13 protein-coding genes and 1 tRNA gene are annotated in these 11851 nt (G+C 72.9%); 4 read left to right on the top strand and 10 right to left on the bottom strand.

The window, feature by feature from the left end; genetic code table 11:
* Window positions 1-27: 27 nt before the first annotated feature.
* Window positions 28-900, bottom strand: coding sequence for a DNA-formamidopyrimidine glycosylase family protein (locus ACNAYW_RS17805; protein ID WP_415850993.1), 873 nt, complete (start codon window positions 898-900; stop codon window positions 28-30).
* A gap of 22 nt (window positions 901-922) precedes the next feature.
* Here ACNAYW_RS17805 and ACNAYW_RS17800 point away from each other — a divergent pair, with 22 nt between their 5' ends.
* The gene (locus ACNAYW_RS17800; protein WP_415850992.1) at window positions 923-1675 is read left to right on the top strand and encodes a 3'(2'),5'-bisphosphate nucleotidase CysQ; all 753 of its coding nucleotides are present in this window, start codon (window positions 923-925) and stop codon (window positions 1673-1675) included.
* 1 nt (window position 1676) lies between these two features.
* Here the strand turns inward: ACNAYW_RS17800 and cobF are convergent, their stop codons facing one another.
* The 3 genes from cobF to ACNAYW_RS17785 form a co-directional block, all read right to left on the bottom strand.
* Window positions 1677-2435 (bottom strand): precorrin-6A synthase (deacetylating), encoded by a 759-nt coding sequence (gene cobF / locus ACNAYW_RS17795; RefSeq protein ID WP_415850991.1) that lies wholly within the window; start codon window positions 2433-2435, stop codon window positions 1677-1679.
* Complete coding sequence (locus tag ACNAYW_RS17790) at window positions 2432-3055, bottom strand: TetR/AcrR family transcriptional regulator (protein ID WP_068524167.1); 624 nt, start codon at window positions 3053-3055, stop codon at window positions 2432-2434. Before ACNAYW_RS17790 ends, cobF begins: the two co-directional genes overlap by 4 nt.
* A gap of 1269 nt (window positions 3056-4324) precedes the next feature.
* Window positions 4325-4924 (bottom strand): pyridoxamine 5'-phosphate oxidase family protein, encoded by a 600-nt coding sequence (locus ACNAYW_RS17785; protein ID WP_415850990.1) that lies wholly within the window; start codon window positions 4922-4924, stop codon window positions 4325-4327.
* Window positions 4925-4961: 37 nt separating this feature from the next.
* Here ACNAYW_RS17785 and rnhA point away from each other — a divergent pair, with 37 nt between their 5' ends.
* Window positions 4962-5405 carry a ribonuclease HI gene (gene rnhA / locus ACNAYW_RS17780; protein ID WP_224648900.1) on the top strand — a complete coding sequence of 148 codons (444 nt, stop codon included), beginning with the start codon at window positions 4962-4964 and terminating at the stop codon, window positions 5403-5405.
* Here the strand turns inward: rnhA and ACNAYW_RS17775 are convergent.
* Both ACNAYW_RS17775 and ACNAYW_RS17770 read right to left on the bottom strand, forming a co-directional pair.
* Complete coding sequence (locus ACNAYW_RS17775; protein ID WP_415850989.1) at window positions 5402-5842, bottom strand: DUF2510 domain-containing protein; 441 nt, start codon at window positions 5840-5842, stop codon at window positions 5402-5404. The genes rnhA and ACNAYW_RS17775 overlap by 4 nt on opposite strands.
* Before the next feature lie 18 nt (window positions 5843-5860).
* The gene (locus tag ACNAYW_RS17770) at window positions 5861-7003 is read right to left on the bottom strand and encodes a metallophosphoesterase (RefSeq protein WP_415850988.1); all 1143 of its coding nucleotides are present in this window, start codon (window positions 7001-7003) and stop codon (window positions 5861-5863) included.
* A 78-nt stretch (window positions 7004-7081) separates the two neighbouring features.
* On the opposite strand from ACNAYW_RS17770, the gene ACNAYW_RS17765 reads away from it, so the two are divergent.
* Window positions 7082-7155, top strand: a tRNA-Arg gene (locus ACNAYW_RS17765).
* A 17-nt stretch (window positions 7156-7172) separates the two neighbouring features.
* Here ACNAYW_RS17765 and ACNAYW_RS17760 read toward each other — a convergent pair.
* The 4 genes from ACNAYW_RS17760 to ACNAYW_RS17745 are packed head-to-tail and all read right to left on the bottom strand — an operon-like array spanning window position 7173 to window position 10871.
* Window positions 7173-8753 carry a VWA domain-containing protein gene (locus tag ACNAYW_RS17760; RefSeq protein WP_415850987.1) on the bottom strand — a complete coding sequence of 527 codons (1581 nt, stop codon included), beginning with the start codon at window positions 8751-8753 and terminating at the stop codon, window positions 7173-7175.
* A gap of 31 nt (window positions 8754-8784) precedes the next feature.
* Complete coding sequence (locus tag ACNAYW_RS17755) at window positions 8785-9021, bottom strand: antitoxin (protein ID WP_415850986.1); 237 nt, start codon at window positions 9019-9021, stop codon at window positions 8785-8787.
* Window positions 9022-9031: 10 nt separating this feature from the next.
* A complete protein-coding gene (locus tag ACNAYW_RS17750) occupies window positions 9032-10135 on the bottom strand; it encodes an MBL fold metallo-hydrolase (RefSeq protein ID WP_415850985.1) in 1104 nt (367 codons plus the stop codon).
* A gap of 1 nt (window position 10136) precedes the next feature.
* A complete protein-coding gene (locus ACNAYW_RS17745; protein ID WP_415850984.1) occupies window positions 10137-10871 on the bottom strand; it encodes an enoyl-CoA hydratase in 735 nt (244 codons plus the stop codon).
* A gap of 23 nt (window positions 10872-10894) precedes the next feature.
* Between ACNAYW_RS17745 and ACNAYW_RS17740 the strand changes: the two genes are divergently transcribed.
* A partial coding sequence (locus ACNAYW_RS17740) for an NAD(P)-binding domain-containing protein (RefSeq protein WP_415850983.1) occupies window positions 10895-11851 on the top strand: 957 nt, incomplete at its 3' end.

Raw genomic sequence — 11851 nt, 5'->3', positions numbered from 1 at the left:
GATGCCTAACCTCAGGGCGGTTTGGGCTCATTTCAGCAGTTTCGACATCCGACGGTCCGCGAGCACCTTGCCGCCCGTCTGGCAGGTGGCGCAGTACTGGAAGGAGCGGTCCGCGAAGGAGACCTCGCGCACCACATCGCCACAGACGGGGCACGGGCTGCCGGTGCGGGCGTGCACCTTCATCCCCGAGCGCTTCTCCGCCTTGAGCGTGGCGACGTGCTGCCCGACGGACCGCTGCACCGCATCCTCCAGCTCGGACCGCATCGCCGCGTACAGCGCGTCGGCCTGCGCCTGGTCGAGCGACTTCGCCGCGGCGAAGGGCGAGAGCTTCGCGGTGTGCAGGATCTCGTCGGAGTAGGCGTTGCCGATGCCGGCGATGGTGCGCTGGTCGCGGAGCAGCGTCTTGAGCTGCGCCCGCGAGCCCGCGAGGATCGCGCCGAACTCGTCGCGGGTCACGGCCAGCGCGTCCGGGCCCAGTGTCGCGACCATCTCGATCTCCTGCGGGTCGTGCACGATCCACACCGCGAGCCGCTTCTGCGTGCCCGCCTCGGTGAGGTCGAAGCCCTCGCCCTCGGGCCCGACGTGCACGCGCAGCGCGATCGGCGACTTGCCGCCGGGCTTGAGCGGCGTCGGCGAGAGCTTGTCGGACCAGCGCAGCCAGCCGGCGCGGGAGAGGTGCACCACGAGGGCGAGATCCTCGTCGCCCTTGCGCGCATCGAGGACGAAGTACTTGCCGATCCGACGGGTGCCGGTGACGACGGCCCCGACCAGGTCGTGCGGGCCCGGGGCGTAGGTCTTGAGCACGGACAGCGCCGCCACGTCGACCCGCCGCACCTGCGTGCCGACGGCCTTGGCGCCCACGTAGTCCGCGATCGCGGTGATCTCGGGAAGCTCCGGCATAGTGCCACTCTAGGGTGGAGGTATGACGTACTTCGGCCGTTCCGACGGTGGCGCCCTGTCCGACATCGAACTCGCGGCCGAGATCGCCGACGGTGCCGGGCGGATCCTGCAGGCCATCCGGCACGGCTCGCTGCTCGACGACGGGGTGCTGGGCGACACCGGCGACCGGCTCGCGCAGGCCTGGATCGCGCGGGTCCTGCGCCGGCACCGGCCGCACGACGCGGTGCTGTCCGAGGAGGCGCCGGACTCCACCGAACGCCTCTCGGCCGAGCGGGTGTGGGTCATCGACCCGCTCGACGGCACCCGGGACTACGCGGCGCACCGCCCCGACTACGCGGTGCACGTCGCGCTGACGCAGAACGGCCAGCCGGTGCACAGCGCGGTCTCGCTGCCCGCGATGGACCGGGTCTTCCGCTCCGACACCGTCACCGCCCCCACGGGGGCGCTGACCGGGAATCTCGCGCTCTCGCGCAGCCGCGCGACGCCCGGCATGTTCCGGGTCGCCGAGCAGCTCGGGCTCACGCCCGTCTCCCTCGGTTCCGCCGGGGTGAAGACGATGGCCGTCGTGACCGGGCAGGTGGACGTGTACCTGCACGCCGGCGGGCAGTACGAGTGGGATTCCTGCGCGCCCGTCGGCGTCGCCCGGGCCGCGGGCCTGCACTGCTCGCGCCTCGACGGCAGCGAGCTCACCTACAACAACCCCGACCCCTACCTCCCCGACCTGGTGATCTGCCGGCCCGAGCTGGCGGACAAGGTCCTCGACGCGCTGAACTGAGTCAGGGCCGCCGGAGCAGGTAGACGTCCATGATCCAGCCGTGCTTCGCGCGGGCCTCGGCGCGGGTGCGGGCGATCAGCTCGCCCACCTCGCCGACGGCGCCGTCGATCAGGATCTCGTCGGGCGTGCCCAGATAGGCGCCCCAGTAGACGTGGTCCGTCGGCTCGGCGGTCTCGCGGAAGGTGCAGTCCGCGTCGAGCATCACCACGGTGTTGCGGCCGTCGTCCTCGTGCAGCCGCCGGCCGGTGGTGATGTGGATCGGCTCGCCCACCCGGTTGAGCAGGATCGCGTGCGCGGCGGTGAGCGCCTGCACGCTGGTGATGCCGGGGATCACCTTCGGCTCCAGCGGGAGCGTGCGGGCCACCCGGTCCAGGACGCGCAGCGTCGAGTCGTAGAGCGACGGGTCGCCCCAGACCAGGAAGCCGGCACTCCCGCCCTCGGGCACGTGCTCGGCGATCGCGGCGGCCAGCGCGTCGGCGCGGGCGTTGTGCCACGCGTCGACGTTGGCGGCGTAGGCACCGTCGGGCCGGGACGCGCCGCGCTCGGCGGACCGGTCGCGCGGCGGGTCGGGCACGAGCACGACGGGGGTGCCGGGCGCGTGCCGGTCGACGATCTCCTGCCGGATCCCGGTGAGCGTGCCCGCGTTGGGCTTGTCGAGGACGAACAGGGCGTCGGCGGCGCGCATCGCGTCGATCGCGCCCACGGTGACGTGCCCCGGGTCGCCGGCGCCGATGCCGATGACCAGTGCCGTGCGGGTCACTGCATCGGCTCGCTGTACATGTTCAGGGTCGCGGTGAGCAGGTCGATCCGGTTCTGCTTGAGCGTCTCACTGTCCGGGTCGATCACGCAGTACGACGCGGTGCCCTCGTGCACCGCGAGCAGCGCGTAGCCCAGCGCCTCGGGCTTGGTCACGCGGCGGCCGGCGGCCTCGAGCACGTGCATCACGGTGGGGATCATGTTGGCGAGCAGCATCTGCTGGGCGTCGCGGACCGTCTGGTTGAGCTCCGGCGTGCGGGTGCAGAGCGCCACGAAGTCGCCGTTGACGCGCTGCCAGCGCTCGTTGACGGGGATCGCGCGGACCGCCATCTCGATGAGCTTGCCGTAGTCGGCGCCCTGCACCACGTAGGTGTCGACGACCTTGGCCATCACGTCCATGATCCACTGCACGTGGAACCGCCAGACCTCGATGAACAGCTCCTCGAGGCTGGTGAAGTTGGAGTAGAAGGCGCCGCGGGTGAAGCCGGCCGCCTCGCACACCATGGTGACGTTCGTCGAGCCGTAGCCGTGCTGCGCGAACACCAGGTACGCCGCGCGGATCAGCCGCCGACGGGTCTTCGCGCGCCCCTTGGGATCGTCCGTCGGTTGCAGCGCCGCCGTCATCCGGCCGTCCCCGTGGGACAGAATGCGCGTCGCTGTGCCATCGGCTCAGTGTACCCGTCGGTAGCCTCGGCTTCAGCGGTACTTCAGCGACCGCCAACCGCGACGTCCTAGCGTTGCGGACATCACGTCGTAGGAGGTCCGCAATGCCCGATTCATCGCCCGCATCCGCATCCGGCGCGACCCGGATCGTCGGGCTCGCCCTCGCCGCGCTCGGCGGAATCGGGCTGATCGTCTCGGCGTTCCTGACCTGGTACACGGTCACTCCGAGGCCACCCGAGGGCGCGTCGAGCGCGGCGTTCGCCGCTCTCGAGGCCCGGGTCAGCGGGATCGGCACGGTCACCATGCCCGCGTTCGGCGGCATCGACGTCTCCGGCTCCGTGCCGAACGACGTCGCGTGGGGCGGCTGGGTCGCAGTCGGGCTCGCAGTGGCCTTCGTGCTCCTCGCGGCGCTGGCGGCACTCGGGCCCGCCGGGAAGCGGCTCCTGGGCGCCACGGGCGCCATCGTCGTCGGCGTGGCCGGGATCGCGCTCGGCGCGTACGCGGCAGTCGTCCCCACGGGCACGCAGACGATCACGGCCGAGGGCCTGAGCCTGCAGGTCGACACGGCGGCGGGTGTCGGCCCCTACGTCGTGATCGTCGCCGCCGTGGTCGCGACGCTGGGCGCCGTCGCGCTGCTCCTCGCCCGACGGTCCGCCCCCGCCGCGGTCGCGCAGCCCGCGCCGCAGGCGCCGCACCTCCCGGCGTCGCCCTTCGGGCCCGCCGCCCAGACCTCCGGCGCGCACCAGCCCGGCGGCCCGATCCCCGGTGCGCAGTTCCCCGGTGCGCAGTTCCCGGGTGCACCGTTCGCCGGCGCCCCGCAGCAGCCCGGCATGCAACCGCAGCCCGGCGCACCGATGTCGGCCGCGCCCATGCCTCCCCGGCAGGCGCCGCAGGCACCGTCGAACCAGCAGTTCCCGCCCGCGGAGTCGGGCTGGGCCCACCCCGTCGCGCAGCCGNCGCACACGCCTCCCCCGCTGCCCGACGAGCACACCCGGACCGCCGTGGCCCCGGTGGCGCAGCGCCGGCCGCGCCCCGAGTGGGATCGCGACTGGCCCGGCACGATGCCGCCCAAGCCGGGCCCTGCCACCCCGTCGGAGCAGCACACCCAGGTGGTCAAGCGGCCGCCCCGCCCGGTGAAGGTCTCGCCCAAGCCCGAGACCGAGGCGCTTCCGCGGCGCGACCCGCGGTTCGACAGCCCGACGCAGCCCTGACCCGACCGGATCGGCCGGATCAGCCCTCCAACTCGGCGACGCGGGCGCGCAGCCGGTCGATCTCGGCCTGCAGCTCGGCCTCGCGCTCCCCGGCGACCTTCTGATAGGCCTCCCCGAGCTGCTTGATGTACTCGCGGTCGAAGCGGGGGATGATGCTGCGCTGGCAGTTCCAGTCGTAGGCCTCGACGGCCACCTCGATCACGCGCCGCTGCTCCGTCTCGCGCACCGTGCCGCGCCCGAAGACCTTGAGCCGCACGCGCCGCGGGTAGTCCACGAAGAACATCGCGAGCCGGTCGTTCTCGGCGAGGTTGCCGAGCGTGACGAACTGGTTGTTGCCCGGCAGGTCGATGAAGCCGAGCCGCCCCGTCGCGGGGTCGTGCTGCACGAATCCCGCCGGGCCGCTGCGGTACTGCAGGTAGGGCCAGCCCTGCGGGGTGACGGTGGCGAGGCAGAACTGGTCGGCGCGGGTGATCATGAGCAGCTCGCGGTCGGTGAGGGCCTGCGGCCCGTCGTCGCCGCGCTCGAGCTGCCGGCCGTAGGCCACGTAGCTGCCGTTGCGCCGCTGGCGCTCGAGGGCGTCGTCGCCGAAGACCAGGTGGTGGTAGCGATTGTTCGGCACGGCTTCACGGTAGCGCGCCCCGCTAGGATGGCTCCTCGTGGCGGACGAGATCGTGATCTACACCGACGGCGCGTGCTTGGGGAATCCCGGGCCCGGGGGCTGGGGCGCGGTGCTGCGCTTCGGCGAGCATCAGAAGGAGCTGTACGGCGCCGAGAAGGACACGACGAACAACCGCATGGAGTTGATGGGCGCCATCTCGGCGCTGGAGGCGATCACGCGGCCGATGCCGGTGGTGCTCTACACCGACAGCTCGTACGTGAAGAACGGCATCACCAAGTGGATCGCCGGCTGGAAGCGCAACGGCTGGAAGACCTCCGCCAAGCAGCCCGTGAAGAACGCCGAGCTGTGGCAGCGGCTGGAGCAGGCGGCGGCGCAGTACGAGATCGACTGGCGCTGGGTGAAGGGGCACGCGGGCAACGAGGGCAACGAGCTCGCCGACCAGTTGGCCTCCCGCGGCGCGCAGGAGGCGCGGGACGCCTAGTTCGCTCGGCGTTTCCGCGTTCTGCGGGGCTTCGAGACCGGATTCTGCTTCGGACCGTCGAGGAACGCGAATCTCGCGGCGCGCTTCGGCGTGCGGACCGGCCGCAGCTTCGGCGGTGCTGCCGCGACGCGCGTGCGGACCTTCGACGGTGCCGTCGACGCGCCGGGTTCGGCGAACCGGCGGGTCCACTTCGCACCGTTCCACCAGCGCATCCGCGCGGCGCCCTCGGGGTCGGGGTACCAGCCCGCGGGCGCGACGGGCGGCGGCAGGTCGACCTTGCGCGGCAGCGGCAGCCCCGCGGCGACGCGGGTGGCGGGCAGCTTGAGGACGGGCACGCGACGGGCGGCGGTGCGCGCGGCGGGCCGACGGCGGGTCCGCGCCGCCGGCGCCACGCTCACCGTGACCGGCCCGACCTCGGTGCTCGCGCGAATCGCCATGCCCCGATCATGCGCCGGTCAGGCGGCGCTCAGCTCCAGAATCGCGATCTCCGGCGGAGCGGCGACGCGCACGGGCGGGCCCCACGCGCCGGCGCCGCGGCTGGTGTAGACGGGCATCCCGTCCACCGATTCCAGCCCCTGCAGGGCCGGCTGCTGCAGCTTCACGAAGTAGCGGAAGGGCCAGATCTGGCCGCCGTGCGTGTGCCCCGCGACCTGCAGGTCCGCGCCGCGCTGCGCGAACTCGCGGCCCTGCAGCGGCTCGTGCGCGATGGCCACGATGAAGCCGGCGGGATCGACGCCGGCGAACGCGGCATCGTAGTCCACCTCGTGGGGCGCCTTGCCCGTGCGGTCGTTGGCGCCGACGAGAGTCACCGTCGCGCCGCCCCGCTCGAGGCGCGCGGAGGCGTTGGTGAGGGGCGTGACCCCGACGTCCCGCCACCGCTGCACCCAGTTCACGACGTCGCCCGCGTAGTACTCGTGGTTGCCCGTCACGGCGAACACCCCGAGCGGGGCCCGCAGGTCCCGCAGCGGCGTCAGGTCGTCGCCGATCTGCGCCACCACCCCGTCGATGAGATCGCCGGCCATCAGCACCAGGTCGGGCCGTTCGGCGTTGGTCCGGTCGACGACGCCCTGCACGAACCCGCGGGTGCGCACCGGCCCCGCATGGATGTCGGTGATCAGCGCGACCTTGAGCGGGCCGAAGGCGGCCGGCATCGACGCGAGCCGCACCTGCGTGTGCGTGACCCGCGGCGTCGCGGCCTCCACCAGCCCGTACAGCGTCGCACCGACCGCGCCCACCACGCCCACCAGCGCGACGACGCGGCGCAGTGGTGCACCGTCGAACTCCGGGCGCACCAGCCGGACCAGCCGCGTGAGCACCCACAGCACCCCCAGGACCAGCAGGGTGAGCAGCAGGTAGAAGACCGTCGCGAGCCAGGTGAGCCCGGCGGCGCTGATCCAGCGCCACCGGTCGGGGTCGATGCGGCCGTTGCCGGCGAGCAGCCCGACGGGGGCGGCCAGCGTCAGGAGCGCGGCGACGACCACCGCGACGGTGCCGGCGACGCGCGCCGGCCGCGCGCTCCAGCGGCGCACGACGCGCCACTGGACGAGGGCGAGCGACCCCAGTGTGATGATGAGAACTCCGATGACGCCGGTGGGCACGCGTCTCCCCCTTGGTGGTGCAAACTCGGACATCCGAATGTACCCGGAGGGCCGCGCGTGGCTACACTCGTGCCGCACGCCCTCGTAGCTCAGTCGGATAGAGCGGATCTCTCCTAAAGATCAGGTCGCAGGTTCGATTCCTGTCGGGGGCACTCCGGCGCCGCGGCGCCTACTTCGCGCGCTTGGCGACCGCGTTCACGAAGTCCGCGAGCATCTGCTGCTCCGTGTCGGCCGACTGGGCGGTGCCGCCCGTGGCGTCCGCGATCCTCTTCAGCGCCGGCAGGTCGGCGTCCTTGCTGATCCCGACGGTGTGGATGTTCACCGGCCGCGCCGGGTCCACCAGCTTGCGCAGCTCGGCCACCAGCTGGTCGAGGGTGGTGCCGCCGGACTTCTCGTTGCCGCCGTCCGAGAGCAGGATCAGCGAGTTCGAGTAGGCGGGGTCGAAGTCCTTGACGGCCTGCCGGTAGGCGGCGAGCGTCGTGTCGTAGAGCCCGGTACCGCCGCGGACCCGGCCGGGCAGCGAGTTCACGCCCTCGAGCAGCGCCTGCCGCTGGGTCTTGTCGCCGCGCTTGTCGGACAGTCGCGCGGTGGGCACGACCTCGGTCCAGTCCTTGCCGCCGTTCGTGGCGAGCGAGAAGGTCCACAGGCCGACGGCGTTCGCGTCGGGGATCTGGGTGACCACCTTGGTGAAGCCGGAGGCGAGCATCCCGATGCGGGTCGTGTCGCCGACCTTCTCGTCCATGGAGCCGGAGGTGTCGACCACGACGAGCGCCTTGAGCGGCACGGCGAGGGTCGAGTAGGCCTGCTCGGCGCGCGCGAGCCGGGCGCGGTCGGGGTCGGGGAGGGCCGTCACCGCGCCCACGCCGCCCGACGGTGCCTCCGCCAGCGCGGTGCCGCGCAGGCCGTCGCGGGCGAGGGCGGCGAGGCCGTCGTCGGAGGTGAAGGTCCTGGTGAGTCGCTCGGCGGCCTCGGACGCGGCGGCCTTCCGGTCACCGGTCGCGGCGACCGCGAGCAGCAGCTCGTCGCGCGGGGCGCCGGTCTTCGGCACGACGGCGGCGAGGTCGCCCCGGGACCGCTTCGCCGCGACGTACGCGTACTCGGGGACGGCCACGACGCCGCCCTCGGCACCGGCGGCGGCGACGGGATCACCGGCCACGCGCTTGGCGGCCTGGGCGTACTGCGCCAGGACGGCGTTGAGCGCCTGGTCGTCCCCGCCGCCGGGGCGGGTGGATTCGGCGACGGCCGCGGCGACGGCCGCGTCCGCGTACGGGGAGTCCGCGGGCACCGCCCGGATCGTCGCCTGCGTCATCGCCTCGAACCAGGTCGCGGGCTGGGGAATCGTGGCGCCCGCCAGGACGATCGGGGACCCGGCCACGACGGTGGTCGGCAGCTCCCGGCCCAGCTGGGCGGAGACGGCGTCGGCGCGCAGCCGCGACGGGGCGATCCACAGGTCGGCCGCCCCGCCCTGGAGTCGCCCGGCGGCCTCGCGGTCGGGCGCCTCGGCGACGGCGATCGTGGTGCATTTGTCGGAGGCGAGCGACGCCTGCGAGCGGACGGCCGGCGCCAGCGCGGGGTCGGCCATCACCGTGACGGTGCGCTGCTCCCCGCAGTTCGCGAACTTCCCGCCGACGATGGCGACGATCCCCGCCACGAGGACCGCGACCAGGGCGGCTGCGAGCAGAAGCCGCGCGAGGTTGCGCCCGCGCGGCTTCTCCGGCGCCGGGTCGCCCGGCGCGTCATGACGACCCATGAGTGCGGTGTCGCCCTTTCTTCACGGTTTCTTACTGCTGCTGATCCTGCGGGCCCTGCTGGCCCTGCGGTGCCTGGCCCTGCTGGCCCTGCGGCGCCTGGCCCTGCTGGCCGCCGGCGAACTTCTTGGCGGCGTCCTGCGCCTTGTCGACCTGCGAGGCGTACTTGCCGCCGGTCTTGCCGTCGATGAAATCGCCGGCCTTGTCGATCACGGCCGGGTTCTTGCCGAGCGCATCCTTGGCCTTGTTGACGAGGTTCTTGAAATCCATGCGTGTCAGGCTAGCGGACCGTCGACCACCAGTCGGCCGCACCAGGGATGATCCCGCCGGCCGCGGCACCGTCGACCCGGCCGCCCGGCATGGGGATGATCGTGGCGACCCCGGCCTCCTCCGCGGCGGCGAGCAGCCGCTCGACCGGCTCGGACCAGTCGTGGAAGGCGAGGTTGAACGTGGCCCAGTGCACCGGCACCAGCGGCGCGCCCGGCTTGGCGATCATCGCGTGGATCGCGACGGCCTCCTCCGGGTTGGTGTGCACGTCGGGCCACAGCGGGTCGTACGCCCCGATCGGCAGCAGCGTCAGGTCGAACGGGCCGAAATGGTCGCCGACCAGCTTGAACCGCTCGGTGAAGCCGGTGTCGCCGCCGAAGAACACGGAGTGCTCCGGGCCCACGAGCGACCACGACGCCCACTGCGTGGAGTTGCGGGTGAGGCCGCGGCCGGAGAAGTGGCGGGCCTCGGTGCACACCACCTTGAGGCTCTTCCCGTCGCGGGTCAGGGTGTGCGCCTGGTCCCAGTCCAGCTCGACGATCCGCCCGTCGGGGACGCCCCAGGCCCGCAGGTGCCCGCCCACCCCGATCGGCACGCAGAACACCACGTCGCGGTCGCGGGTGAGCTCGTCGATCGTGGGCAGGTCGAGGTGGTCGTAGTGGTCATGGCTGATGACCACGGCGTCGATCGGCGGCAGCGCGCTGAGCGCGACGGGCACGGGGTGCAGCCGCGTCGGGCCGATCGTCGGCGACGGGGAGACCCGCTCGCCCCAGACCGGGTCGGCGAGGATCCGGAAACCGTCGACCTCGATGAGCACCGAGGAGTGCCCGAACCAGGTGACCGCCAGGTCCGAGGCCTGTTCCGGGCTCGGGTCCGCCGCCAGCGGGATCGGGCCCGACGGTGCCCCCAGGCCGTGCCGGGCGCGCCCCACCACGCCGCGGGCGATCTTGGCCGCGTCGAACCGCTGGTGCGGGCTGTCCGGGTCGGTGTTGGTGTAGACGGTGTCCACCTGCGCGCCCATCGACCGCTTCAGGCCGGTCGCGGCGCGGAGCCCGGCGGCGCCGGCGATACCGGCGGCCGCGCCCGCGGCGAACGTGACGACGTTGCCCAGCCGCATCTCAGCGACCCTGAAAGCGCGGCTCGCGCTTCTCGATCCGGGCCATGATGGCCTCCTTGAGATCCTCGGAGTCCCATACCGCGTGCAGGCGGGCCTCCTCGGCCTCGGTGAGCGGCTCGACGGCGACGTCCGACTTGAACAGCGCCTTGTAGTTCTGGAGCGACAGCGGCGCGAGACCGGCGATGCCGCGGGCGAACTCGAGGGCGGCCTCGCGGTCGCCGATCGCGTTGGCGAAACCCAGCTCGGCGAGCTTCTCGGCGCCGATCTTCTGCGCCGCCATGAGCACGCCGCGGGCGTGGCCGCCGCCGACGAGGTCCTCGAGGCGCCGCAGCGTCCACTTGTCGATCGTGACACCGAGTTTCGCGGCCGGGATGGCGATGGTGGCGCTCGGATCGAGCACGCGCAGGTCGGCGACCATCGCCATCTGCACGCCCGCCCCGACGGCCGGCCCGTTGAGTGCCGCGACCACGATCTGCGGCATCGCCTCGACCCGGCGGTAGAACCGGATGACCCGCTCCATGAAGCCCTTGTCCAGCACCGCACCCGATCGCAGATCCGCCCCCGCGGAGAACACGGTGCCCTGCCCCGTGAGCACGATGACGAAGACCCCGTCGGCCTCCGCGCGGTCGAACGCCGCCTCCAGGCCGTCCATGATCTCGGGGTTGAGAGCGTTCCGCGCTTCCGGGCGCTGGAACTCGATGACGGCGACCTTCTCCTCCAGCGTGTAACCAATCATGGCCCGCAATCTACGCTACGGGGGTGAAGGATGTCGTCGTGGTCGGTGCTGGCCAGGCCGGTCTCTCGGCCGCCTACTTCCTCCCCAGGTTCGGTATCGAGAATTCCATTGTCCTCGATCACAACGCCGGTCCCGGGGGCGCGTGGCGGCAGCGCTGGCCGTCGCTGACGCTCCGCGCGGCGAACCGCGTGCACGACCTGCCGGGGTGGGGCCTGCAGGACGCGCTCGGCACGGAATGCGATGACATTCCGGCCTCCACCGGCGTCGCGCGGTACTTCGGCGAGTACGAGAAGCGCTTCGGGATCGACGTGCACCGGCCCGCCCACGTCGCCTCGGTCTCGCGCTGCGACGACGGTTTCCTGGTGGCCGGCCACGGCGCCGAGGGCCCGTTCGAGTACCGCACGCGCGCCGTCATCAACAGCACCGGCACGTGGGACAGCCCGTTCTGGCCGACGGTCCGCGGGGCGGCCTCGTTCCGGGGGGTGCAGCTGCACGCGCACGACTACCGCACCGCCGAGCCCTTCGCCGCGAAGACGGTGGCGGTGGTCGGCGCCGGGATCACGGCCGTGCAGTTGCTGCTGGAGATCTCCGCGGTCGCCGACACGGTGTGGTTCACCCGCCGCGAAGTGCAGTGGGACACGACCCCCTTCGACCCCGACAAGGGACGCCGCGCCGTGGCGCGCGTCGAGGAGCGGGTGCGGGCGGGGCTGCCGCCCGGGTCCGTGGTCTCGGTGACGGGCTTGCCGATGACCGAAGCCATGCGTCGCGGTATCGAGGCGGGGGTGCTGGTCCGGCGGCCGATGTTCACCGCCCTCTCGCCCGACGGTCCGCTACTGGCCGACGGCACGCAGGTGGCCGCGGACGTGATCCTGTGGTGCACCGGTTTCCGCTACTCGATGGACCACCTCGCGCCGCTGAACCTCCGCTCCCCCGGCGGCGGCATCGTGATGACGGGGCGGCTCGCCACCGAGGTCGCGGGC

The sequence above is a fragment of the Tsukamurella ocularis genome (assembly GCF_965138335.1).
GTDB classification, from domain to species: Bacteria; Actinomycetota; Actinomycetes; order Mycobacteriales; family Mycobacteriaceae; genus Tsukamurella; species Tsukamurella ocularis_A.
This window is presented reverse-complemented; position numbering and strand designations above follow the sequence as displayed.

Excerpts from the sequence above, each read along its gene's own strand:
- ACNAYW_RS17805 (WP_415850993.1), bottom strand. The coding sequence starts at position 900 with ATGCCGGAGCTTCCCGAGATCACCGCGATCGCGGACTACGTGGGCGCC.
- ACNAYW_RS17800 (WP_415850992.1), top strand. The coding sequence starts at position 923 with ATGACGTACTTCGGCCGTTCCGACGGTGGCGCCCTGTCCGACATCGAA.
- ACNAYW_RS17790 (WP_068524167.1), bottom strand. The coding sequence starts at position 3,055 with ATGACGGCGGCGCTGCAACCGACGGACGATCCCAAGGGGCGCGCGAAG.
- ACNAYW_RS17775 (WP_415850989.1), bottom strand. The coding sequence starts at position 5,842 with ATGGCGATTCGCGCGAGCACCGAGGTCGGGCCGGTCACGGTGAGCGTG.
- ACNAYW_RS17760 (WP_415850987.1), bottom strand. The coding sequence starts at position 8,753 with ATGGGTCGTCATGACGCGCCGGGCGACCCGGCGCCGGAGAAGCCGCGC.
- ACNAYW_RS17755 (WP_415850986.1), bottom strand. The coding sequence starts at position 9,021 with ATGGATTTCAAGAACCTCGTCAACAAGGCCAAGGATGCGCTCGGCAAG.
- ACNAYW_RS17750 (WP_415850985.1), bottom strand. The coding sequence starts at position 10,135 with ATGCGGCTGGGCAACGTCGTCACGTTCGCCGCGGGCGCGGCCGCCGGT.
- ACNAYW_RS17745 (WP_415850984.1), bottom strand. The coding sequence starts at position 10,871 with ATGATTGGTTACACGCTGGAGGAGAAGGTCGCCGTCATCGAGTTCCAG.